This window comes from Streptomyces typhae, from assembly GCF_009755605.1.
In the GTDB taxonomy this organism is placed as follows: Bacteria; Actinomycetota; Actinomycetes; order Streptomycetales; family Streptomycetaceae; genus Streptomyces; species Streptomyces typhae.
Genome location: NZ_WPNZ01000017.1, coordinates 180574 through 207273, shown reverse-complemented (window position 1 = coordinate 207273; position 26700 = coordinate 180574). Strand labels below are relative to the sequence as shown.

Below are 26700 nucleotides of genomic sequence, written 5' to 3'. Positions count from 1 at the left end.
TCCACCTCGCCATGACCGACCTCATGGCCTGCCGCCTCACCGGCGAAGCCACCATCTCCTGGCGCGACCCCATAAATCAGGATCAACCCCTAATCCCAGGATGAAACAACAGGAGAAAACGACCTCTCAGGAGCGTGGTGGCGCGCCCGCGTTTCACGGAAGTCCTCCGCTGGCCGGTTCGGATGCCAGTGCCTTGGGCTTGTGGTTTCAGCTGGTCTGCCGTGGGGTGGCGGGGGCTCGGGAGATGATCGTGCTAAGGGTGCCGGTGTAGGTGGTGCCCAGTTCGGTCCCGGTCCCGGGGCAGGGACGACGGCCACCCCGGCGTGCCGGGGGGCCGTCGTCCCTGCTGTCATGCGCGGTGTTTCAGTCGCACAGGTGGCGGTTCACGACGGCGCAGATCTCCGCCGCGGGTTCCGGCTCGGTGAGACCGTAGTGCGTCGCGTCGATGTCGTACGCGTGCACATCGCCCTGGACGTGGGGGGCCCACAGCCCGGCCTGCGGGCCGGTGCTTCGCGTGGCCCTGAAGAACAGTACGGTGCCGCGGTACGTGGGCTGGCTGAACTCCCCCACCATCTGCACGTGCCGGACCATCAGGGCCGAGCCGTTCTCGATGATGGACCGGCGGTCCTCGCTGTCCTCGGCGCCCGGGAGATGGCTGTCGAGGAACTCGCGTGCCTGGGAGCGGTCGAGCCGCACCGCTTCCCGGTGTTGCGCGAACCAGTCGCTCGGGACCGCGTCGAGGATCACGACCACCGGCACCTCGTGCCCGCGCGCCTGGAGTTCGGCGGCCACCGCGTGGGCGAGGGGGCCGCCCAGCGAGTGCCCGATCATCTGGAAGGGCCCCTCCGGCTGGACGGCGAGGATCTGTTCCGCGTAGTCGACAACCATGGCCTCGAAGCTCTCCGGCACCGGGGAGCCGTCGAAGCCGCGCGCCTGGATCCCGTACACCGGCCGGTCGCCCAAGTGCCTGGCCATGCCCAGGTAGGACCACGCCAGGCCGCTGCCGGGAGGCAGGAACCACACCGGCGGCTTGGCACCTCCCCCCTTCAGGGGCATGACCACACCGAACGGGTCGGTGGGACCGGCCGGATCGGCACCGGCGCCCAACCGGGCCGCCAGCGCCGCGACGGTCGGGGTCTCGAAGACCATGCGCACCGGTACGTCCACGTGGAGCATTCTGCGGAGGTGCCCGACCAGGCGGGTGGCTCCGAGGGAGTGGCCGCCCAGGTCGAAGAAGTTGTCGTCGACGCCCACCCGCTCGACGCCCAGGATCTGGGCGAACAGGCGTGCCAGGACTTCTTCCTGCACGGTGCGCGGCGCCTGGTGGGCGTCCGCGCCGGCGGGGTGTTCGGGCCGCGGCAGCGCCCTGTGGTCGACCTTCCCGTTGGGGGTGAGCGGCAGCCGCTCGATGGGGACGAACACGGAGGGCACCATGTACGCGGGCAGGCGCCCCGCGGCGAAGTCGCGCAGCGCGGCGTCCAGTTCGGCCGTTCCCGTCGTTCCCGTCGTTCCCGCTGGCTCCACCGGCTCCGCTGCTGGTGCGGCAGCGGTGGCGTCCACCGGCACGACGTAGGCCACCAGGTGCCTGCCTGCGATGTCCGTGGCGTCGCCTGCGACGGTGATCACGGCCTGGGCGACGTCGGGGTGTTCGGCGAGCGCGGCCTCGACCTCGGCGGGCTCGATACGGAACCCGCGGATCTTGACCTGGGTGTCGGCCCGCCCGCGGAAGACGAGACGCCCCTCCCCGCTCCAGGCGACGACGTCCCCGGTACGGTACATGCGCTCACCCGGCGCCCCGTACGGACAGGCCACAAAACGCTCGGCGGTCAGAGCAGCCCGGCCCACGTAACCGCGGGCCAGCCCCTCCCCCGCCAGATACAGCTCACCGGGCACAGCCGCCGGCACCGGCCGCAGCGCCCCGTCCAGGACGTAGGCGCGCGTGTTGTCCATCGGCTGTCCGATCGGGAGCCGTTCGGGCAGGTCCCCGTCGCGGGGGACGGGGTGGCTGGTGGCGAAGGTCGTGGTCTCGGTGGGCCCGTAGACGTCGACGACCTGGAGATCCGGGCAGGCGTTCAGGACCCGCCGGACGACGGCGGGCGGCACCACGTCGCCGCCCGTCCACACCTGGCGCAGGCCCGCGAAGCACTCCGGCCGCGTCTCGGCGATGACCTTGAACAGGCCGATCGTCACAAAGGCCGCGCTCACCCGCTCCGCCGCGATCAGCCGGGACAGCGCCTCGGCGTCCAGCAGCCCGGGGGGTGCCAGCACGACGGTGCCGCCCCTGAGCAGCGGGGTCCACAGCTCGTAGGTGGAGGCGTCGAAGGCCTGGTTGGAGTGCAGCAGCACGCGCTCGTGGGCGTCGCCCGCGAAGCGGCGGTCCAGGGCCAGGCCCGCCACGGCCCGGTGCGTGACCCCGACACCCTTGGGCGTACCGGTGGAGCCCGAGGTGTACATGATGTACGCGAGGTGATCCGCGTGGCCCGCGGACGCGGTGTGCCGATCCGCGTGGCCCGCGGACGCCATGCGCTGATCCGCGTCGCCCGCAGGCGCCCGGGTGCCGCCGGCGGTCTCCGCGAGCGTCTCGGCGGCGTCCAGGACGAGGTGGGGAACGTCGCCCGGCGGGAGCCGGTCGGCGGTGGCGGAGTCGGTCAGCACCAGCGTGGGCGCGCTGTCCTGGAGCATGAAGGCGAGCCGCTCGGCCGGGTGGTCCGGGTCGAGGGGCAGATAGGTGCCGCCCGCCTTCAGGACGGCCAGGACGGCGGTGACCTGCTCCAGGGAGCGGGGCAGGGCGTAGCCGACGACCGACTCCCGGCCCACGCCGTGTCCGGTGAGGACCCGCGCCAGACGATCGGCCCGCTCGGCCAGCTCTCGGTAGGTGAGCCGGCGTGTGCCGTCCACCACCGCGAGGGCGTCCGGTGTCCGGGCCGCCTGCTCCGCGAACAGTTCGGGGACGCTCCGGGCGGCCCTCGGTAGGGCCGTGTCGTTCCACTCCTCGAGGATCCGCTCGCGCTCACCCGGCTCCAGCAGGTCGAAGCGGCCCAGGTGGGTGTGCGGCTCGGCGGCCAGGTGTTCGATCAGGCGCACGTAGCGGTCGGCGATCGCGTGGGCCGTGGACCGGTCGAACAGGTCGGTGGCGTACTCCAGCGCGCCGGCCACACCCCGCCCGGGCAGTTCGGCCAGGTTGAAGGAGAGCGTGAACTTGGTGGTGCGGTTGTGGGTCTCCACCACCTCGGCCCGCAGGCCGGGCAGGCCGAGGTCCGAGGGGGCGTAGTTCTGCCAGGCGAACGCCACTTGGAACAGCGGCGAGTACGCCGTCGACCGCTGCGGCCTGAGGATCTCCACCAGGCGCTCGAAGGGCACGTCCTGATGGTCGTACGCCGCGAGGGACTTCGTACGGACCTGGTCGACCAGTCCGGCGAAGGTGAGGTCACCGCCGAGGCGGGCGCGCAGCACCCAGGTGTTGACGAAGAAGCCGACCATGTCGGTGAGGTTGTCGTCGGTGCGGTTGGCGATGGGGGAACCGATGGTGAGGTCGTCCTCGCCGCTCAGGCCGTGCAGGAGGACCGCGAGGGCGGCCTGAAGGACGATCGAGGCGGTCGCGCCGCGCTCCCGGGCCAGCCGTTCGACCCGTGTCCACACGGCGGGCGGCAGCGCAGGCAGTTCCACCGCGTCGCCGTGATGGCCCGTCACCTGCGGACGTGCCCGGTCGGTGGGCAGGGGCAGGGGCTGCGGTACGCCGTCGAGTTCCGCGCGCCAGTAGCCGCACTGGGCCGCGAGCAGGCTGTCCGGGTCGTCCTCGGCGCCCAGAAGGTGGCGCTGCCACAGGGTGTAGTCGGCGTACTGGGCGGGCAGCGGGGGCCAGGCGGGTGCGGTGCCCGTGACGCGGGCGGCGTAGGCCGTGCTCAGGTCCCGGACCAGCGGGGCCATGGACGCGCCGTCGCAGGCGATGTGGTGCGGCATCAGCACCAGGACGTGGTCCTGCTCGGCGATCCGCAGGATCTTGGCCCTGACGGGTATCTCGTTGCCCAGGTCGAAGCGGTACCCGGCGAACTCGGCGACCGAGTCCCCCACTTCCTCGTCCGCCACGTCCACGACCGGCACGTCCAGCCGCACCTGAGCGGCGGGCACCGTCTGCTGGCAGGGTGTGCCGCTGTCGTCCTCGGCGAAGACCGTGCGCAGGCTCTCGTGGCGGGCGACCACGTCGCGCACGGCCGCGGTGAGCGTGCCGGTGTCCAGCTCGCCCCGCAGCCGCAGCGGGAGCGGCAGGTTGTACGTGGCGGAGGGCCCCTCGTACTTGTGGAGGAACCACAGGCGCTGCTGGGCGAAGGACAGGGGTACCCGCTCCGGTCGCGGTGCCGCCCGCTCCAGCGGCGGCCTGACCCGCGTGCCGCCGTCGAGCCGGGCCGCAAGGCCTGCGACCGTGGGGGCGGCGAAGACGGCCCGGATGGGCAGTTCGGCGCCCAGGGCCGAGCGGACGCGTCCGACCAGGCGGGTGGCCAGGAGGGAGTGCCCGCCCAGGTCGAAGAAGTTGTCGTCGACACCGACCCTCTCTACGCCGAGCACCTCGGCGAACAGGACCGCCAGAGCCTCCTGTCGGGGGGTGCGCGGCGCCCGGTGGCCGACGCCCGCCGCCAGGTCCGGCTCCGGGAGTGCCCGGTGGTCCAGCTTGCCGTTCGGCGAGAGCGGGAGCCGGTCGAGCGTGACGAACGCCGTGGGCACCATGGCGGCGGGCAGGTGTCCGGCCGCGTGGGTCCGCAGGTCGGCGGCGGTCGGTGTGTCGCCGCCGGCGGCGGGGACGACGTAGGCGACCAGCAGGTGGGCGCTGCCCGCGCTGCCGCGGGCGACCACGGCGGCCTGGGACACTTGTGGATGTGCGACGAGGGCGGACTCGACCTCGGCGGGCTCGACGCGGACACCGCGGATCTTGATCTGGGTGTCGGTGCGGCCCGCGTACTCCAGTTGGCCGTCCTCGCTCCAGCGCGCCAGGTCCCCGGTGCGGTACATGCGCGCGCCGGGCGGTCCCCAGGGGTCGGCGACGAAGCGTTCGGCGGTCAGGTCCGGGCGCCGGTGGTAGCCGCGTCCGATGTGGCCCGCGACGTACAGCTCCCCCACCACGCCGGGGGGTACGGGGTGCAGCCCGGGGTCCAGGACGTGGGTGCGCACGTTGCCGAGGGGGGTGCCGATGGGGGTGCTCGCGGTGTCCTGCCTGCCCTGGCCGGCGGTGCAGGTGGTGGCGTAGAAGGACTCGCTCTGGCCGTAGGCGTTGACGATCCGTACGTCCGGCAGTGTCTCGCGGATGCGGTGGACGAGGGCCGCGGGCAGTGCCTCTCCGGCGAAGACGACGGTCTTCAGGCTGGTGACGGCACGGAGGTGGTCGAGGAGTTCGGCGAACGCGGAGGGCACCGTGCTGATCACGTCGAGGTCCCAGTCGTCGCGGTCGGCGAGGGCGAGCACGTCCCGCACGATCTCGATGGCGGCGCCGGTGGTCAGGGCGCCGAACCACTCGAAGACCGCCACGTCGAACCCGACCGAGGTGCCGGCAAGGACGCGTCGGCCGGGCTCGATCTCGACCCGGCGCACGAGGCTGTGCAGGTCGTTGACGACGGTGGCGTGGGTGATGCCCACGCCCTTGGGCACGCCCGTGGAGCCGGAGGTGAAGATCTGGTAGGCCAGGTCGTCGGGGAACAGCGGGCGGGTGCGTTCGCTGTCGTCGAGGTCGCCGGCGGCGTGGACCGACACGTCCGTGCTGTCGAGCAGCAGGCACGTGCCGGTGGTGTCCGGCGGCAGCGCCGCGGCGGTCGCGCCGTCCGTGAGGATCAGGTGCGGGTCCGCGGTGGCCAGGACGTGCCGCCGGCGGGCCGAGGGGTGGCCCGGGTCGAGGGGAACGTAGGCGGCGCCGGTCTTGAGGACCGCCAGTGTCGCGGCCACCAGGCGGGGTGTGCGGGGCAGGACGACGGCGACCAGGGTGTCGGGGCCGATGCCCCTTGCGACGAGGTGGCGGGCGAGGCGGTTGGCGCGCTCGTTCAGTTCGCCGTACGTCAGCCGCTCGCCCTCGTGGACGACGGCGGTGGCCTTGGGGGTGCGGGCGGCCTGTGCCTCGAAGAGGCTGACGAGACTCTGGCGGGGCACCTCGGCGGCGGTGGCGTGGAAGTGCCGCCGCAGCAGGCTGTGTTCGCCCTCGTCCAGGAGGTCGAGTGCGGACAGCGGGGCGTGCGGGTCGGCGGCCAGGTGGGTGAGGACGCGCGCCAGGCGGGCGGCGAGGCGTTCGGCCTCCTCGACGGTGAACAGGTCGCCCTGGTATTGCAGGGCCACGCGCAGCCGCGGCTCGGCCACGCCGAACACGGTGACCGGGTAGTGGGTGCCGCTCTGCGGGCGCAGGCCCGTGATGGTGACGCCCGCCTGTGCGTGGGCCTCCGCCATGCCGTCGCGGTCGATCGGGTACGACTCGAAGGCGACGACCGTGTCGAAGAGGTTGCCCAGGCCGGTGGCCTCCTGGATCTCGCTGAGGCTGTGCTGGTGGTGGTCCAGGAGCGCGGCCTGGCGTTCCTGGAGCGCGCCCAGGACGTCCGCGAGCGTGCCCCGCGCGCTCAGGCGCATCCGTACCGGCAGGGTGTTGATGAACAGGCCCACCATCTCGTCGGCGCCCGTCACGTGCGGGGGCCGCCCGGAGACGACGGCGCCGAACACCACGTCCTGACGTCCGGTCAGCCGGCCGAGCAGGACACCCCAGGCGCCCTGGAGCAGGGTGTTGACGGTGACCCCCAGCTCGCCTGCCCGGCGGGCGAGGTCCTGTGCGGTCGTGGTGTCGAGCGGGACCTCGACCTCCCCCGGCGCGCTCTGTTCGGTGGCGGCGGGGGCCAGGAGCGTGGGCTCCGTCAGGCCGTCGAGCTCCTTCGCCCAGGCGCGGGCCGAGGCCCCGGGGTCCTGCCGCGCGCGCCAGGAAAGGAAGTCGCGGTACGGCCGGATCCGCGGCAGCGCGGACAGGTCGCCGCCCGCGGCGTAGCCCCGCATCAGGTCGCGCAGGAGCAGCGGCAGCGACCAGCCGTCCATCAGGGCATGGTGGGCGGCGAGGATCAGCTCCGCGCGCTTCTCGCCCGTCAGGACCAGCGTCATCCGCAACAGCGGCGCGAGGGCCGGATCGAAGTGGCGCGAGGCGTCATCGGCGGCGAGTCGCCCGACCTGCTCGTCCCGGTCCGCGTCGGGCACGGAGCGCAGGTCCACGAGGCGCCACGGCAGGTCGACGTGGTCGAGCACCAGTTGCACCTGCTCACCCGCGGAGGAGGTGACGAAGGCGGTGCGCAGGTTGGCGTAGCGGTCGAGGAGGCCCTGGGCGGCGCTGCGCATGCGCTCCGGCTCCACGGCACCGGACAGGTGGAGCACGAACTGCATGTGGTAGGCGTCGAAGGAGGTGTCCGCCAGCATGCTGTGGAAGAGGATCCCGGACTGTGCCGGGGTGAGCGGCCACACGTCCGCGAGGCCCGGGTGGCGCTCCTCCCAGTTCTTGAGGTCGCTCTGGGTGACGTCGGCCAGAGGGACGTCCGACGGTGTGAGGCCGCCCGCGCCGGGCTCGGCCACGTGCCGGACCAGGCCCTCCAGGGCGGTCCGCCACAGTGTGACCAGTTCCGTGACCTCCTCGCGCGTGAGCAGCCCGGCGGGGAAGCCGAACTCGGCCGTCAGCCGCGGGCCGTGCGGGCCGTCCACGACGTAGGAGTTGACCTCCAGCGTGCCGAGGGCCGGCATGTCGGCGTCGAGGCCGGCGGTGAGGTCCTCGCCGCCGGTGACGGGCGTGAAACCGGCGCCCGGCTGGTCCGGCTCGTCCTGCGCGGTGAACCGGCCCAGGTAGTTGAAGGTGACCTGCCCGGCCTCGTGCGCACCGAGGACCGGCGCGGTCTGGGGGTTGAGGTGGCGCAGCAGGCCGTAGCCGATGCCCTTGTCCGGTAGGGCGAGCAGTTGTTCCTTGACGGCCTTGACGGCGTCGCCCGCCGCTGCGCCGCCGGCGAGGGCCTCGTCCAGGTCGCAGCCGGTGACGTCGAGGCGGACGGGGTACATGCTGGTGAACCAGCCGACCGTACGGGACAGGTCCGCGCCCGGGACCACGCCCTCCTCACGGCCGTGGCCCTCCAGGCGCAACAGCAGGGAGGCCTGCGTCACGCCGCGTGTCGTGCGCCATCGCGTCACGGCCAGCGCCAGCGCGGTGAGCAGTCCGTCGTCGACGCCGCCGTGGAAGGCGGCGGGGACCGCTGTCAGGAGTGTCCCGGTCACGTCCGCGGGCAGCCGCAGCTCGACCGTGTCCATGGTCGCGCGCACGTCCACGGCCGGGTCGAGGGGGCGGGAGCCGAGCAGCGGGTCCGGTCCTTCGACCACCGCGCGCCACAGTTCCAGTTCCGCGATCCGTTCCGGGCGTGCCGCCTCCTCGGTCAGGGCGTGGGCCCATTGGCGTGCGGAGGTGCCGACGGGGGCGAGTTCGGGGGCCCGGCCCTGGCGGAGGTGTGCCCAGGCGCGGGCGAGGTCGGGCAGCAGGATGCGCCAGGACACACCGTCCACGACCAGGTGGTGCAGGACGATGACGAGGCGTCCGGCGGTCTTCGGTCCGGCGTCGTACCACACGAAGCGGGCCATGTCCCCGGCTGCGGGGTCCAGTTCGCCGGTGGCCGCGTCGAGCGCGGCGGTGGCGCTGCGCCGCCAGGTGTCCTCCTGCCAGGTGCCCGCGCAGGGCACGCGGCGGATGAGGGCCGCCACGTCGACCGTGGCCGGCGCGGCCACCTCCAGGCCCGGCTGCTCGCCGGGCACCAGGCGCGAGCGCAGGACGTCGTGGTGGTCCACGACCGCCGCCAGGGTCGCCGCCAGCCCCTGCTCGTCGATGCCGACGGGCAGGTCGACCATCATGGTCATGGCGAACCGGTCGTGGCCGCCGCCCAGCGCGGTGATGTGGCGGGCGACGGGCAGCAGGGGCGCGAAGCCCACACCGCCGCCCGCCGGCTCCGCGAGGACCGGCTCCGCCGGTGTGCCGCTCGTGACGGCTTCGGCGAGGCGGGCCACCGTGCGGCACTCGAAGATCTGCCGGGGGGTGACCTCGACGCCCCGCGTGCGGGCCTGTGAGACGACCTGGATGGAGCGGATGGAGTCGCCGCCGACGGCGAAGAAGTCGTCGTCGACGCCGACCTGTTCCACACCGAGGACCTCCGCGTACGCGGCAGCAAGGGCCTGCTCGGCCTCGGTCTGCGGGGCGCGGTAGGCGTCAGCGGAGGTCTCCGGCTCGGGCAGCGCGGTCTTGTCCAGCTTGCCGTTGGGGGTGAGCGGCAGGGCCTGGAGGAGGACGAAGGCCGACGGCACCATGAAGTCGGGCAGGCGGCGGGCGGCGAACGCGCGCAGGTCCTTGGCCGAGACTCCGGCCGCCAGGTCGATGTCGGCGTCCGTGCCGGTGCCGGTGGGGACGACGTAGCCGACCAGTTGGGCCGCTCCCCTGTTGTCGCGGACGGTCACGGCGGCCCGGGCCACCCCGTGGTGCTCGCCGAGCACGGCCTCGATCTCGCCCGGTTCGATGCGCAGGCCGCGCACCTTGACCTGGTCGTCGCTGCGGCCCAGGTACTCCAACTGGCCGTCGGCGCCCTCGCGCACCACGTCTCCGGTGCGGTACATGCGGGTGCCGGGCGGGCCGTAGGGGTCGGCGGTGAAGCGGGCCGCGGTCAGGTCGGTGCGGCCCAGGTAGCCGCGCGCCAGTCCGGGGCCCGCGACGTACAGTTCGCCGGGGGCTCCCGGCGGCACCGGGGCCAGGCGGTTGTCCAGGACCAGCAGCCGGGTGTCGGTGACGGCCGTGCCGATGGGGACCCGGTCCCCGGTGAGCGGGGCACTCGCGGACGCGCAGACCGTGGTCTCGGTGGGGCCGTAGGCGTTGACGAGGGTGCGCCCCGGCGCCCAGCGCGCGGCCAGCGCCGGCGGGCAGGCCTCGCCCGCGACGGCGAGGACGCGCAGCCCGGGCAGGGTGGGCGGCGCGTCGTCGGGCAGCGTGCCGAGGACGCTGGGCGGGATGGTGGCGTGCGTGACACGGTGCTCGGCCAGTGCCCGGGCCAGCTCGCCGGCCACCGGGCGCGCCTGCGACGGCACGACCAGGGTGGCGCCGGTGGTCAGGGCCATCACCAGTTCCCAGAAGGCGGCGTCGAAGCTCGGGGACGCGCTCTGCAGGACCCGGGAGTCCTCGGTGACGGCGAGGCGCGTCACATGGGTCGCGCTCAGCGCGGCCAGCCCGGTGTGCGTGACGGCGACCCCCTTGGGGCGGCCGGTGGAGCCCGACGTGTAGATGACGTAGGCCGGGTGGGCCGGGCGCAGCGGCACGGCGGGGTCGGTGTCGGGGGCCTCGTGCCAGGCCTCGGCGACCTCCGGCGCGTCGATGGCGACGATGTCGGCGGGCAGGTCCGCGGGCAGGTCGCCGGCCGCCGCCCGGGTGGTCAGGAGCACCGCGGGGGCGGCGTCGGTGATCATGTACGTGACGCGGTCGGCGGGGTAGTCGAGGTCGACCGGCAGGTAGGCCGCGCCGGCCTTCAGCACGCCCAGGGCGACGGCGACCTGGTCAGTGCCGCGCGGCAGGGCCACGGCCACCGGCTGTTCCGGGCCGATGCCCCGGGCGCCCAGCCAGTGGGCGACGCGGTTGGCCCGCGCGTTCAGCTGCGCGTACGTCCATGCGTGGTGGGCCGTCTCCACGGCCGGGGACTGCGGCGTCGCCCGTACCCGCGCCTGGAACAGCGCGGGGAACGTCGTCGCGTCGACGGTCGGTTCGTCGTGTGCGTGTGCGGTGAGCAGCCGCTCGTGTTCGGCGGCGGTGAGGAGGCCGGTCCTGCTGATGCGCCGGCCGGGGTCGGCGACCGCCGCGGTGAGGAGCTGCCGCAGGCGCCCGAGGGCGGTCTCGACGGTTGCGGCGTCGAACAGTTCGGTGGAGTACTCGGCGGAGACCTCGATGCCCGCGGGTGTCATGCCGTTCTCGTACGACTCGTCGAAGCTCAGTACGAGGTCGCAGCGCGCGGTGCCGGTGGGCGCGCCTTCGACGCGGACCCGCAGGCCGGGCAGGTCGAAGTCGGCGCGCCCGTCGTTCTGGAGGACCAGGCTGATCTGGAACAGCGGGTGGTGGGAGCTGGAGCGCTCCGGGTTGAGCTTCTCCACCAGGGCGTCGAAGGGGATGTCCTGGTGGGCGAGGGCCGACAGGCTGGTCTCGCGTACCCGGCCGAGCAGTTCCGCGAAGGTCGGGTCGCCGGAGGTGTCCGTGCGGATCACCTGGAGGTTGACGAACATGCCGACGAGGTCTTGGAGGCTGTCGTCGGGGCGGCCCGCGATGCCGCTGCCGAGGGGGATGTCCTCGCCCGCGCCGAGCCGGGTCAGCAGGGCGGCCATGGCGGCGTGCAGCACCATGAAGGGTGTGGCGCCCGCGGACCGTGCCAGCTGAAGGATCCCGCGGTGCAGTTCGGCGTCCAGGGTGAACGTGAGGAGGTCGCCGCTGTGGTCGAGCACGGCCGGGCGGGGGCGGTCGGCGGGCAGGGTGACGCTCTGCGGGAGGTGCGCGAGCTGGTCGCGCCAGTAGTCGTACTGACGGCTGAAGAGGCTGCCGGTGTCGTCGGCGTCCCCGAGGAGCCGGTGGTGCCACAGGGTGTAGTCGGCGTAGCTCACCGGCAGGGGCTGCCAGGCGGGGGCGGAGCCTTCGGCGCGGGCCGCGTAGGCGGCTCCCAGGTCCCGGGTGAGCGGGGCCAGGGAGAACCCGTCCGCGGCGATGTGGTGGAGCAGCAGGACGAGGACCGCGTCGGTGGGGCCCGCGCGCAGCAGCCGGGCGCGGAGGGGGATGTCGGTGGACAGGTCGAAGGTGTGGCGGACGGTCTCCGCGACGGCACGGGCCAGTGCGTCGGCGCCGTCGGCCCGCTGCTCGGTGAGGGTGACCTGTGCCCGCGCGGGGTCCAGGACGTGCTGGTACGGGGTGCCTCCGGGGCCCTCCGGGAAGACGGTGCGCAGTGGTTCGTGGCGGACGAGCAGGTCGTGCAGGGCCTTGTGGAGGGCGGCGGCGTCCAGGTCGCCCGTCAGGTGCAGGACGAGCGGCATGTTGTAGGTGGCCGAGGGGCCGTCCAGGCGGTCCAGGAACCACAGGCGCTGCTGGGCGTAGGAGAGCGGGAGCCGCTCGGGCCGCTCTGTGTCTGTGAGGCGCACGACGGGCGTGCGGGTGGGTGTCGTGCCGTCGAGGCGGGGGGCGAGGCCGGCGACGGTCGGGTGGTCGAAGAGGGCGCGCAGCTCGACTTCGGTGTCGAGGGCGGTGCGGATGCGGCTGATGAGCCTGGTGGCCAGCAGGGAGTGGCCGCCCAGGTCGAAGAAGTTGTCGTCGACGCCCACCCGTTCCAGGCCGAGGACCTCGGCGAACAGCGCGCACAGCAGTCGCTCGCGCGGTGTGCGCGGGGCGCGGCTCGTGGTTCGGGCGGCGAAGTCGGGTGCGGGCAGCGCCTTGTGGTCCAGTTTGCCGTTGGCGGTGAGCGGGATCTTGGGGATGACGGTGACGGAGGCGGGCACCAGGTGCGCGGGCAGCCGGTCCCGCAGCCGGCTCCGTACGCTGAGGGCCAGGCCGTCGTCCGTGAGGGCCGACGGGAGGGGGACGACGTAGCCGAAGAGGCGGCGCTCGCCCGCGGTGTCCTCGGCGACGGTGATCACGGCCTGGGCGACGTCGGGGTGTTCGGCGAGCGCGGCCTCGACCTCGGCGGGCTCGATACGGAACCCGCGGATCTTGACCTGGGTGTCGGCCCGCCCGCGGAAGACGAGACGCCCCTCCCCGCTCCAGGCGACGACGTCCCCGGTACGGTACATGCGCTCACCCGGCGCCCCGTACGGACAGGCCACAAAACGCTCGGCGGTCAGAGCAGCCCGGCCCACGTAACCGCGGGCCAGCCCCTCCCCCGCCAGATACAGCTCGCCCGGCGCACCCGCCGGCACCGGCCGCAGCGCCCCGTCCAGGACGTAGGCGCGGGTGTTGTCCATCGGCTGTCCGACGGGCACGACGGCGCCGGTCTCGCCGGGCCCGGTCAGCCGGTGGGTGGTGGCGGCCATGGTGGCTTCGGTGGGCCCGTAGGCGTTGACCACCGCGGTGCCGGGGCAGGCGGAGAGGACGCGTTCGACCGCCGTCGGGGCCATCACGTCGCCGCCGGACCACACCTCGCGCACGCCGGTGAACGCCTCGGGTGTCTCCTCGGCGATCACCTTGAACAGTCCGGCGGCGACGAGGAGCGCGGTCACCTTCCGCTCGGCGACGATCCGGGCGAGACCGGTGGCGTCCAGGCGGCCGGGCGGGGCGACGACGACGGTCCCGCCCCTGAGCAGCGGGATCCACAACTCGTAGGTGGAGGCGTCGAAGGCCTGGTTGGAGTGCAGCAGGACGCGCTCGTGGGCGTCGCCCGCGAAGCGGCGGTCCAGGGCCAGGCCCACCACGCCGCGGTGGGTGACGCCGACACCCTTGGGAGTGCCGGTGGATCCGGAGGTGTACATCACGTAGGCGAGCGCGTCGCGGTGGGTGGCGGGCGTGCGGGGCGCCGGGGTGGCGGTGGCGAGGTCCGCGGCCGTGTCCGGGGCGTCGAGGACCAGGCGGGGGCAGGGGCTCTGCGGCAGCCGGGCGGCGGTGTCGGAGTCGGTCACGAGCAGGACCGGCGCGCTGTCCCGGAGCATGAAGGCCAGCCGCTCGGGCGGGTAGGACGCGTCGAGCGGCAGGTGGACGCCGCCCGCCGCGAGGATGGCGAGGACGGCGGTGACCTGCTGCGGCGAGCGCGGCAGCGCGAGAGCCACCATCGACTCGCGGCCCACGCCCCGCGCGGTGAGCAGGTGCGCCAGCCGGGCCGCGCGCTCGTGCAGCTCGGCGTAGGTCATCTGCCGTTCGCCGTCCACCACCGCCACGGCGTGCGGTGTCCTGGCCGCCTGCTGCGCGAACACCTCGAAAACGGTAGGCCGGTCCGCCGCGACGGCCGTGTCGTTCCACGTGCCCAGGATCTGTTCACGCTCGTCGTCCGCGAGCAGGTCCACGGCGGCCACCGGTGTGTCCGGGGCGCTCGCCAGGAGGTCGAGGACGTGCGCGAACCGGGCCGCGATCCTGGTCACCTGGGTGCGCTCGAACACGTGCGGCCGGTACTCCAGGCCCACCTTCAGATGCGGTTCCGCGAGCGCCGTCACCACCAGTGGGTAGTGGGCGCCGTTCTGCGGGCTGATCCCGGTCAGCTCGATCCCGGCGGTGGCGGCGGCGCCGCTGAGGCCCGCCCCGTCGACGGGGAAGGACTCGTGGACGACGAGGGTGTCGAACAGGGCCGGCAGGCCGACGGCCTGCTGGATGTCGGCCAGACCGTGGTGATGGTGGTCGAGCAGGGCGTTCTGGCGCTCCTGGAGCCCGGTGACGAGTTCGCGCAGGGTGGCGGCCGGGGCGCAGGTCACCCGTACGGGAAGGGTGTTGATGAACAGGCCCACCATCTCGTCGGCGCCGTCCACCTGGGGCGGGCGCCCGGAGACGGTGGTGCCGAACACGACGTCCTGACGCCCGGTCAGCCCGGCGAGGACGACGGACCAGGCGCCCTGCACCAGGGTGTTCAGTGTCACGCCCAGCTCCGCGGCACGCCGGGCGAGCGAGCGGGCCGCCGCGGAGAGCGGCACGTCGGCCAGCGCGACGTCCGCGGTCTCGGCCTCGGCGCCGGCCGGGTCCGGCACCAGGAGTGTCGGCTGGTCGATCCCGGCCAGTTCCCGGGACCAGGCGGCGGACGCCGCGTCCTGGTCGACGCGGGAGAGCCAGGTGAGGAAGTCACGGTGGTCGCGCGCCCGGCCGAGGGCCGTCGCGTCGCCGGCCGTGGCGTACAGGTGCAGCAGGTCCTGGATGAGCAGGGGCAGGGACCAGCCGTCGAAGAGGACGTGGTGGGCGGTGACCACCAGGTCGAAGCGGTGGTCGCCCAGCTCGATCAGGGACATGCGCAGCAGCGGCGCCCGGGCCGGGTCGAAGTGGGTGAGGTGGTCCTTTGCCAGGAGCGCGGCGCGTTCGCGCTCGCGGTCGGTCTCGCCGAGGCCACTGAGGTCGTGGCCGGTCCAGGGCAGGGCGACGTTCTCCTGGACGAGCCGGACGTACCGGCCGTCGTCACCTCTGACGAAGGCGGTGCGCAGGCCGGCGTGCCGGTCCAGGAGGGCCTGGCCGGCCGCGCGCAGCCGGGCCGGGTCGAGGTGTCCGGACAGGTGGAGGGTGAGCTGCATCTGGTAGACGTCGAAGGACGCTCCGGCCATCTCGGCGTGGAAGAGCAGACCTTCCTGCATGGCGGTCGGCGGCCATACGTCCACCAGGCCGGGGCAGCGCTCCTGCCAGGTGTCGAGCTCGGCCTGGCCGACGGGCACCAGGGGCACGTCGGACGGCGTCAGACCGCCCGCGTCCGCCGAGACGGCGTGCCGGGCCAGGCCCTTGAGCGCCGTGCGCCACAGGGCGGCCAGCTCCTCCACGTCCGCGCGGGACAGCAGTCCGGTGGGGTAGTCCAGGCGGCCGGCCAGCCGGGGCCCGTCGGGGGTGTCGGTGACGTAGGCGGTCACGCTCACCGACGCGAGGGCGGGCATGTCCGCGTCCAGGCCGGCGAGCAGTTCCGTGGTGCCGTCCGCCTGGGTGAAGCCCGCGCCGCGCAGGTGCTCGGGCACGGCCGTGGCGCCCGCGTAGTGGCCCAGGTAGTTGAAGGCGACCTGCCCGTCGCCGTACCGCGCCAGGATTTCGGCCGTCCCGGGGTCGAGGTGGCGCAGCATGCCGTAGCCGAGGCCCTTGTCCGGGACGGCGAGGAGCTGTTCCTTGACGGCCTTGACCGCGTCCGACGCGGCGGGGCCGCCGGCGAGCGCCTCGTCGAGGTCCACCCCGGACACGTCGAGGCGGACGGGGTACATGCTGGTGAACCAGCCGACCGTACGGGACAGGTCCGCGCCCGGCACCACGTCCTCCTCGCGGCCGTGGCCCTCCAGGCGCAGCAGCAGCGAGGGTTCCGCCTCACCGCGTGCCGCGCGCCACCGCGCCATGGCCAGGGCGAGCGCGGTGAGCAGACCGTCGTTGACTCCGCCCCGGTAGGCGGCCGGGAGGGTCGTCAGGAGCGGCCGGGTGACGGACGCCGGCAGGTCGAGGGAGACGTGTTCGACCGTGGCCTGCACGTCGACGGCCGGGTCGAAGGGGCGCGCGCCGAGTGCGGGGTCGGGCCCGGCGACGATGTCCTCCCACAGGGCGAGTTCGGCCGTGCGCCGCGCGTGGGTCGCCTCCTGTTCCAGGGCGTGCGCCCAGCGCCGCAGCGAGGTGGCGACCGGTGCGAGCCGCGGCGTGCGGCCCTCGCGCACGTGCTGCCACGCCTCGGCGAGGTCGGGCAGCAGGATGCGCCAGGACACGCCGTCGACCACCCAGTGGTGCAGGAGGATGATCAGGCGTCCGGCCGTTTCCGCGCCCGCGTCGAACCACACGAACCGGGCCATCACCCCGCGCTCGGGGTCGAGTTCGCCCGCGGCGGCGTCGAGTTCGGCGGCGGCCCGGGCCCGCCACGCCTGCCCCCGGACGCCGTCGGTGGCGACGACGCGGCGCAGCAGCGTGACGACGTCCACCGCGCCCGGCTCCGCCACTTCGAGACCGGTCCGCTCCCCGACGACGAGACGTGAGCGCAGGGCGTCGTGGCGGTCGAAGACCGCGCCGAGCACGGCCACGAGGCCGTCCTCGTCGATACCGGCGGGCAGGTCCACGACCATCGACATGGTGAACCGGCGGCTCGCGGGGCCGAGGTCGCGCAGGTAGTGCCCGTTGGGCAGGAGCGGTACGAAGCCGGCGCCGCCGCCCTCCCACTCCTCGAGGACCGGTCCCGTCGGGCCGCTCGCGGCGGCCTCGGCCAGCTCCGCCACCGTGCGGCACTCGAAGATCTGCCGCGGGGTGACCTCGACGCCCTGGGCGCGGGCCCGCGAGACGACCTGGATGGAGCGGATGCTGTCGCCGCCGATGGCGAAGAAGTCGTCGTCGACGCCGACCCGGTCCAGGCCCAGGACCTCGGCGTACACGGCGGCGAGCACCTCTTGCTGCGGGGTGCCCGGGGCGCGGTAGGTGCCGCCGGTGAACTCCGGTTCGGGCAGCGCCTTGTGGTCCAGCTTGCCGTTCGGCGCCAGCGGCAGCCGGTCCAGCATCACGAACACCGAGGGCACCATGAACTCCGGCAGTCTGCCGGAGACGAAGCGGCGCAGGTCCCGCACCGAGAGCAGGGCCGTCAGGTCCAGGTCCAGATCGCCCAGGTTGTCCACGTCGCCCAGGCCCCCGGTACCGCCCTGCGGCACCACGTAGCCGACCAGGCGGGTGCTGCCGCGGTCCGTGCGCACCACCACGGCGGCCTGCGCCACGCCCGGGTGGGCGGTCAGCGCCGCCTCCACCTCGCCGGGCTCGATGCGGAATCCGCGCACCTTGACCTGCGCGTCGTCACGGCCCACGTACTCCAGTTGGCCGTCGGGGGTCCAGCGGGCGAGGTCGCCGGTGCGGTACATCCGGGAGCCCGCGGGTCCGAAGGGTTCGGCGACGAAGCGTTCCGCGGTCAGCGCGGGGCGCCCGTGGTAGCCGCGCGCCACGTTTCCGGCGACGTACAGCTCTCCCACCACGCCGGGCGCCACCGGCCGCAGGCCCGGGCCGAGGACGTAGGTGCGCATGTTGCCCAGGGGCCTGCCGATGGGGGCGCCGGCCGTGCCGGTCCACTCGGTGGCCGCGAAGGCGGTGGCGTAGAACGACTCGGTCTGGCCGTAGCAGTTGACGATCCGGGTGCCGGGCATGAGTTCGCGGACCCGTCGCACGAGGGAGGCGGGCAGGGCCTCTCCGGCGAACACCACCGCGTCCGCGTCGATCTTCCCGCCCGCCTGGTCGAGGAGTTCGGCGAAGACCGAGGGGACCGTGCTGAGGACGCCGCCGGTCCAGCCGCCGCGCTCACCGATGACCAGGACGTCGCGGACCACTTCGAGGGTGCCGCCGGCGGCGAGTGTGGTGATCGTCTCGAAGACCGACACGTCGAAGTTGACCGAGGTGCCGGCCAGGGTCCGCGTCCCCGCGCCGATGCCGACGACGTCGGCGAGCCGGAGCACGCCGTTGACCACGTCGCGGTGGGTGATGGTCACGCCCTTGGGGGTGCCGGTGGACCCGGAGGTGTACATCACGTACGCGGCGTCGGCGGGTCGTGCCGGGGCCGGCTCGGTGTCCGCGGTGTCCGTGTCGTTCTGGGCTGCGTCGCCCACGAACAGCGTGGGCACGTCCGTCGCGGGCAGCACCGGCGCCGTCTCCGCGTCCGTCAGGACCAGTGCCGGGCGCGCGTCGCGGAGGATGTGGTCGAGGCGTGTGCCGGGGTACTTGGGGTCGATCGGCAGGTAGGCCGCCCCGGCCTTGAGGATGCCGAGCATGCCGGCCACGAGGTCCTCGGTCCGCGGCAGGGCCAGGCCGACGACGGTTCCCGGGCCCGCACCGCGCCCGGCGAGTCGCCGGGCGATACGGTCGGCCCGCGCGTCCAGCTCCGCGTACGTCAGCTCGGTGTCGTCGTGGACGACCGCGACCGCGTCGGGCGTCGACGCGGCCTGGCGCTCGACGAGCCGGGCCACGGTGAGGTCGGGGGCCGGCTCCCGCGTGTCGTTGCGGCCGTGCAGCATCAGCTCGCGCTCCGCGGGCGCGAGGACGTCGGCCAGCGCCACCGGCAGCGACGGGTCCCGCACCAGTTGGCGCACGAGCCGCTCGTAGCGCGCGGCGATGTTCTCGGCGGTGGACCGGTCGAACAGGTCCGTGGCGTACTCCAGCGTGATGGTCAGGCCCGGCTCCGCGGGGTCCGCGAAGAAGCTGAACTCCAGGTCGAACTTGGCCGTCGCCGTGGGCAGGCCCGTGCAGGTGCCCGTGACGCCGCCCGGCAGCCGCACGGCGACCGAGCGGTGGTTCTCCCAGGTGAACATCGTCTGGAACAGCGAGTGGTACGCCGTGGACCGCTCGGGGTTGAGTGCCTCCACCAGGCGCTCGAAGGGGGCGTCCTGCTGGTCGTAGGCGGCCATGGCCTTCTGGCTGACCTGGGCGATGAGGTCCGTGAAGGTGGGGGTGCCGGACAGGTCGGTGCGCAGCACCCAGGTGTTGACGAAGAAGCCCACGAGGTCGTTGAGCTGGTTGTCCATGCGTCCGGCGACGGTGGAGCCGATCGAGATGTCCTCGCCCGCGCCCAACTGCTGCAGGAGCGCCGCGAGGGCCGTCTGGAAGACCATCGGCAGGGTCGCCCTCGTGTGCCGGGCGAGCTGTTCGGCCTCGGCGAACAGCTCCGCGTCGACGGTGAACTCGACGGTGTCCCCGTGGTGTCCTGCCACCGGCGGCCGGGGGCGGTCGGTGGGCAGGCGCAACGGCTGCGGGGCGCCGGCCAGTTCGTCGCGCCAGTGGGACAGTTGGGTGGCCAGGACGCTGTCGGGGTCGTCCTCCTCGCCCAGGAGCTCCCGCTGCCACATCGTGTAGTCCGCGTACTGGACGGGCAGTTCGGGCCAGTCGGGCCGGCCGCCCGTGACGCGGGCGGTGTAGGCGGCGGTGAGGTCGCGGACGAGCGGGCCCATGGACTCGCCGTCGGTGGCGATGTGGTGGGCCAGGAACAGCAGCCGGTGCTCACGGGGCCCGGTGCGGAACAGGGTGGCCCGTACGGGGATGTCCTCGGCGAGGGTGAACACGTGGCCGGCGGCGGTGGACACGGCCGCGGCGGCGTCGTCGGGGGCCACCTCGACGAGCGGGACCTCCAGGCACATCTCCTCCTTCGGGACGATGCGCTGTTCGGGTACGCCGTCGGGGCTCTCCACGATCAGGGTGCGCAGGCTCTCGTGGCGTGCGACCACGTCCCGCACGGCCGAGGCCAGTGCCCGGGTGTCCAGTGCGCCGGTGAGCTGGATGACGAAGGGCAGGTTGTACGTCGCCGACGGCCCCTCGAAGCGGTCGATGAACCACAGGCGGCGCTGCGCGTAGGACAGAGGGATCATTTACTTGGCGCTCCTGTTCATCCGGCGCAGTGCGGGCCGCTTGGTGGCTGAGGCGTTCTTCAGGGTGCGGGCGAGGTCCGCCACGTCGCGGGCGCCGAGCACCGCGCTGATGGGCACGTCGACGCCGAACGCGTCGCGGATCCGGCCGACCAGGTTGACGGCGAGCAGTGAGTGGCCGCCCAGCTCGAAGAAGTTGTCGTCGACGCCGACGCGCGCCATGCCGAGGACGTCGGCGAACAGGTCGCACAGGCGTGCTTCCTGCGGGGTGCGCGGCGCCCGGTGGGCGGCGCTTGCGGTGACGCCGGGGGCCGGCAGGGCCTTCCTGTCCAGCTTGCCGTTGGGGGTCAGGGGGAGGGCGGTGAGGGGCACGACGGCGGCGGGCACCATGTGGGCGGGCAGCCGCTCGTGGAGGTGGTCGCGTATCTCGTCGGCGAGGGCGGCGGTCCGTGCGGCTGCGGACCGGTCGCCGCCGTCCGCGGCAGCGGCCCGGGGCACCACGTAGCCGATCAGTCGCTTGCCGGGGCCCACGGTGCTGTCGCGGGCGACGACCACGGCCTGGGCCACCTCCGGGTGGCCGGCGAGGACCGCTTCGACCTCGGCGGGTTCGACCCGCACCCCACGGATCTTGACCTGGTCGTCGGCGCGGCCGGCGTACTCGAGCTGTCCCTCGGCGTTCCAGCGGGCCAGGTCGCCGGTGCGGTACATGCGGCTGCCCGGCGGGCCGTACGGGTCGGCGACGAAGCGGTCGGCGGTCAGTGCGGGACGCCGGTGGTAGCCGCGTCCGACGATTCCGGCGACGTACAGCTCACCGACCGTTCCCGGGGGCAGCGGGGTGAGGCCGGGGCCGAGGACGTGGGCGCGCATGTTCCCTATCGGGGTGCCGATCGGGGCGCTGGCGCCGTCCGCGGTCCGCCAGCCCTCGTCGGCGGTGAAGGTGGTGGCGTAGAAGGACTCGCTCTGGCCGTAGGCGTTGATCACGCGGACCCAGGGCAGCGTCTGACGGATCCGGTCCACGAGGGCGGCGGGCAACGCCTCGCCCGCGAACACCGCGGTCTTGAGTCCGGTGATGGCGCCCATCCGGTCGCCGAGTTCGGCGAAGACGGAGGGGACCGTGCTGATGACGTCGGCGGCCAGGGTCTCCCGCTCGGCGAGGACCAGGGCGTCGCGCACCACCTCCACGCGGCCGCCCTGGGAGAGGGTGGTGAGGATCTCGAAGACCGACACGTCGAAGTTGACCGACGTGCCCGCCAGCACGTGGGTGTGCGCGTCGATGCCCACGCGGCGGGCGAGCTGGGTGATGCCGTTGACCACTCCGGCGTGCGTGATCATGACGCCCTTGGGGGTGCCGGTGGACCCGGAGGTGTACATCACGTACGCGAGGTGCTCCGGGAGGGGTGTCGCGGCGCGCGCGGTCTCCTTTGGCGGGGTCCTGTCCGCCGCGGTCGCCGGGCCGGGGTCGTCGACGCACAGGCGGGGGATGTCCGGCTGCGGCAGGGCCCCGGACGTCGCGGTGTCGGTGACGATCAGCACCGGACGTGCCTGGCCGAGGATGAGGTCGAGGCGTTTGCCCGGGTAGGCCGGGTCGATGGGCAGGTATGCGGCGCCGGCGGTGAGGATGGCCAGCATCCCGGTGACGAGGTCCGCCGAGCGGGGCAGGGCGAGGCCCACCACGCTTTCCGGGCGGGCCCCGCGCGCGGTCAGCTCCGCGGCGAGTGCCCGCACCCTGGCGTCCAGTTCCCCATAGGTCAGGGCCTGGTCGCCGCAGACGACTGCCGTGGCCTGCGGTGTGCGGGCCACCTGCCGCCTCCATGTCTCCACCAGCGTCGTCCCGGGCTCCGGGGTGACGGTGTCGTGCGCCTCGCAGGACGGCGCGGCGTGTTCGCCCGGCAGGAGCAGGTCGACGCCTCCCACCGGTTGGTCCACGTCCGCGGTCAGCCCGGTCAGGACGCGGCCGAAGCGGGCGGCGAGCGCCGTGGCCTCCTGCGGCGCGAAGGCGTGCCGCTGGTACTGCAGGGTCAGGCGCGGGTGCGGGCCGTCGGGATAGACGAAGAGGGTCACCGGATAGTGGCTGGCGGTGAACGTGCGCATGCCGGCGACGGAGAACCCGGCCGCCGCGCTCGCCTCCCCGATGCCCGCCCGGTCGAGCGGGAAGGACTCGAAGGCGATCATGGTGTCGAACAGCGGTGCCAGGCCCGTGGCGCGCTGGATCTCGGTGAGGCCGACGTGGTGGTGGTCCATCAGGGCGGCCTGCGCCTGCTGGAGGTCGGTCAGGAGGTGCGCGAAGGGCCGGCCCGGGGCGCACCGGACCCGTACGGGCACGGTGTTGAGGAACATGCCCACCGTCTCGTCCACGCCGGGCAGGGCGGGCGGACGCCCCGACACGGTCGCGGAGAACACCACGTCCTGCCGGCCGGTCATGCCGCCGAGCAGGACGCCCCAGGCGCCCTGGATCAGGGTGTTCAGGGTGACCCCCACATCGCCCGCGCGCCGCGCGAGGTCCCGGGCCCGGGCGGGCGTCAGGGGCACGTCCGCCTGGCCGATGCCGGAGGCGGGGATGTCGAGAGCCTGCGGGGCGAGGAGCGTCGGTTCGGTGACGCCGTCCAGCTCCCGGGCCCAGGCGCGCACGGAGTCCCGTGTGTCCTGCTTCCCCAGCCAGGTCAGGTACTCCCGGTAGCTGCGGGCCCGCGGCAGGCCGGAGGCGTCGCCGTCGGCGGCGTACAGGAACAACAGGTCCTGGATGAGCAGGGGCAGCGACCAGCCGTCCAGCAGCACGTGGTGCACGGTCAGGACCAGTTCGTGGTGCCCGGCCGCCGTCGTGAGCTGGGCGAGGCGCAGCATCGGCGGGGTGGCCGGGTCGAAGTGCGCGGCGAGGTCGTCGGTCAGGAACCTCTCGTGGGCGCGCTCGCGTTCGCCGTCGTCCAGACCGCTCAGGTCGAGGTGCGTCCAGGGCAGCCGCACGCCGTCGACGACCAGTTGGACCAGGCCGCCGTCGGGGCCTGGTACGAACGCGGTGCGCAGGACGGGGTGGCGGTCCAGGAGTGCCTGCGCCGCCACGCGCAGCCGGGCGGGGTCCACCGTGCCGGACAGGTGCAGCACGTACTGCTCGTGGTAGGAGTCGAACGTCCCGCCCGCCTCGGCCTCCACCTTCGAGTGGAACAGCAGGCCGGACTGGAGCGGGGAGGCGGGCCACACGTCGGACAGGCCGGGGTGGCGCCGCTCCCAGTCCTCGATGTGGCCCTGGGTCACCGCGGGCAGTGCCACGTCGGAGGGGGTGAGTCCGCCCGCGTCCGGACCGGTGGCGTGGCGGGCCAGGCCCTTCAGGGCCTGGCACCACAGTTCGGCCAGTTCCCGCACCTCGTCCGGGTCCAGCACCCCTCGCGGGGCGGTGAACGAACCGCCCAGGCGTGGTCCTTCGGGTGTGTCGGTGACGTGCGCGTTGATGTCGAGCTCGGCGGGGGCGGCCATGTCCGGGTGCTGGCCCGCGTCGAGTTCGGCCAGGTCGGCGAGGCCGGGGGCCTGGGTGAAGCCGAGCCCGCGCAGTTCCTCGGGCATGTCGGAGGCGGCGGAGAAGCGCCCCAGGTAGTTGAAGGAGACCTGCCCGGTCCCGTACCCGGCGAGGGCGTCCGACGTCTCGGGGTTGAGGTGGCGCAGGAGGCCGTAGCCGATGCCCTTGTCCGGGACGCGGAGCAGTTGTTCCTTGACGGCCTTGACGACCCTGCCCGCGGCAGCGCCGCCCGTGAGCACGTCCTCCAGGTCCGCTCCGGACACGTCGAGCCGGACCGGGAAGACACTGGTGAACCAGCCGACCGTGCGGGACAGGTCGGCGCCCGGTGCCGCCGCCTCCTCACGTCCGTGCCCTTCGAGGCGGATGAGGGTGGAGTCCTCCTCGACTCCCCGGGCGCGCCGCCAGCGGGCGACGGCCACGGCGAGCGCGGCCAGCAGGCCGTCGTTCACGCCGCCGCGGAAGGCGGCGGGCAGCGTGGTGAGCAGTGTCTCGGTGACCTCCACCGGCAGTGTCACGCGGGTCTTGGTGAGGGTGGAGACGGTGTCCGCCCGCGCATCCAGCCGCCGGGCGCCGAGCACGGGGTCGGGCCCGTCGACGAGGGAGCGCCACAGCTCCAGCTCCGCCACCCGCTGCGGGCGTGCCGCCTCTTCCACGAGGGCGTGCGCCCAGCGCCGCACCGAGGTGCCCACGGGCGGCAGCCGCGGGGTCCGTCCCGCACGCACCTGCCGCCAGGCGGTGGCCAGGTCCGGCATCAGGATGCGCCAGGACACACCGTCCACGACCAGGTGGTGCAGTGCCACCAAGAGCCGTCCGCCCCGCTCGGGCCCGGTGTCGAACCACACGAACTGCGCCACGACACCGGCGGCCGGGTCCAGTCGGCCCGCGGCGGCGTCCACTTCACCCATGAGTGCGGCGCGCCAGCTCTGCGACTCCCAGTCCCCCGCGCACTCCACGCGCCGGATGAGCCCGCCCACGTCGGTCGTGCCCGCAGGGGGCACGTGCAGACCGCCACCGTCGTCCTCCACCAGGCGGGCCCGGAGCAGATCGTGCCGGTCGACGACCGCGCCGAGCGTCGCCGTGAGCTGCTCCTGGTCGATGCCCGCGGGCAGGTCGAGCACCATGGCCTGCAGGAATCGTGCGAAGCCGGGGCCCCAGTCCCGCACCCAGCGCGTCACCGGCAAGTGCGGCAGGAAACCCACGCCGCCGCCCGGGAGTTCCTCCAGGACCGGTGCCGGCCGTGCCGGGGAGCCGGTGAGGGTCTCGGCGAGACGGGTCACCGTGCGGTGCTCGAAGATCTGCTGCGCGCCGAGGACCAGGCCGCGGGCGCGGGCGCGGGTGGCCAGCTGGATGGACTGGATGCTGTCCCCGCCGACGGTGAAGAAGTCGTCGTCGGCGCCGACCCGCTCCACGCCGAGGACCTCGGCGAACAGCCCGGCCAGTTGTTCCTCGCGCTCCGTTCGGGGGGCGCGGTAGGCCGCGCCGCGGAAGTCCGGCTCCGGCAGGCCGGCCCGGTCCAGTTTTCCGTTGGGAGTCAGCGGCAGCTCGTCGATGACGGTGAACGCCGCGGGCAGCAGGTACTCCGGCAGCGCCCGCGCGGCGAAGGCCCGCAGCTCCACCGCCGCGAAGCCGGTGGCGAGAGCGAAGTGGCCGGTCCCCGCGGGCCCGTTGCCCTGGTCCCGTCCGGCCTTGGTGCCCTGGCAGGTGGCTCCGTCCTCCTGCCCGGCCGTGGTGCCCTGTCCGGTCCGTCCGTCCTCCTGCCCGGCCGGGGCCGGGCGTGCGGCGGTGGATGCCGGTACGACGTACGCGACCAGTTGCCGGTGTCGGCCCGTCTGCCCCTCGTACGGGACCACCAGCGCGTGCGCCACCGAGGGGTGCTTCTCCAGGACGGCCTCGATCTCACCGGGCTCGACGCGGAAACCGCGGATCTTGACTTGGCCGTCGGCCCGCCCCCGGAAGTCCAGCTCGCCGTCCGGCGTCCACGCCACGACGTCGCCGGTGCGGTACATGCGCTCACCGGGCGCACCGAACGGGTCGGCCACGAAGCGCTCCGCGGTCAGCCCGCGTCGGCCGAGGTAGCCGCGGGCAAGCCCGGCGCCGGTCAGATACAGCTCACCGGACTCGCCGGGTGCCACCGGGCGCAGCCGCTCGTCGAGGACATGGCCGCTTCTGTGGTCCATCATGCGCCCGATCGGAAGCGGTGCTGGCACCTCGCGCGGGTCGGTCACGGGGCGGCAGGTGGCGAACACGCTGGTCTCGGTGGGCCCGTACACGTTGTGGACCGTCACCCCGGGGCAGGCGTCCAGGACCCGGCGCACCGCTGCCGGGGACACCACGTCGCCGCCGGTCCACAGGGTGCGGACGCCGCGGAAGCACTCCGGCTGCTCCTCGGCCACCGCCTTGAACAGACCCGCGGACACGAATGCCGCGGTGACCCGGTGCTCGGTGACCACGGCGGCGAGGGCCGGCGCGTCCAGCAGGCCCGGCCGTGCCACGACCACGGCGCCGCCGCAGAGCAGCGGCACCCACAGTTCGAAGGTGGAGGCGTCGAAGGCGAGCGGGGCGTGTTGCAGCACGCGGGCGTACGCGTCGCCGCGTAAGCGGTGGTCCACGGTCAGCGAGGCCACGCCGCGGTGAGTGACGCCCACGCCCTTGGGGGTGCCCGTGGAGCCGGAGGTGTAGATCACGTGGGCGAGTTGGTCCGGATCGCCGGTGCCGCCGGGCGCGGTGGCCAGGTCCTCGTCCGGGACCGCCGCCAGCGCGTCGACCGTGTCCTGCTCGTCCAGGACGATCCGCGGTACGCCGGTCCGGGGCAGACGGCCACCGGACCCGGTGTCGGTCACCACGACGGCGGGGGCGGCGTCGCGCAGCATGAACTCCAGGCGTTCCACGGGGTACTCGGGATCGATCGGCAGGTAGACGCCGCCTGCCTTCAGGATCGCCAGGACGGCGACGACGTACTCCGGCGACCTCCGCAGCGCCACCGCGACGATCGACTCCCGGACCGGGCCGTGCGCGACGAGCAGCCGGGCGAGCCGGGAGGTTCGCTCGTCCAGCTGCCGGTACGTCAGCTCCTCCCCCTCACAGGACAGGACGGCCACCGCGTCCGGCGTCGCGGCCGCCTGTCGCTCGAAGAGGGCCGGAAGGGTCTCGTGAGGGATCGGCTGAGCGGCCGTCGACGACTCGCGCAGGTCGGTCAT

The 26700-nt window shown here is 73.9% G+C and carries 2 protein-coding genes; both read right to left on the bottom strand.

From position 1 onward, the window contains the following. Window positions 1-363: 363 nt before the first annotated feature. The gene (locus GPA10_RS42825) at window positions 364-19998 is read right to left on the bottom strand and encodes a non-ribosomal peptide synthase/polyketide synthase (protein ID WP_157167967.1); all 19635 of its coding nucleotides are present in this window, start codon (window positions 19996-19998) and stop codon (window positions 364-366) included. Further along, complete coding sequence (locus GPA10_RS28370; protein WP_157167966.1) at window positions 19999-26700, bottom strand: non-ribosomal peptide synthetase; 6702 nt, start codon at window positions 26698-26700, stop codon at window positions 19999-20001.

Coding starts and splice junctions, on each gene's coding strand:
- GPA10_RS42825 (WP_157167967.1), bottom strand. CDS start 19,998: ATGATCCCTCTGTCCTACGCGCAGCGCCGCCTGTGGTTCATCGACCGC.
- GPA10_RS28370 (WP_157167966.1), bottom strand. CDS start 26,700: ATGACCGACCTGCGCGAGTCGTCGACGGCCGCTCAGCCGATCCCTCAC.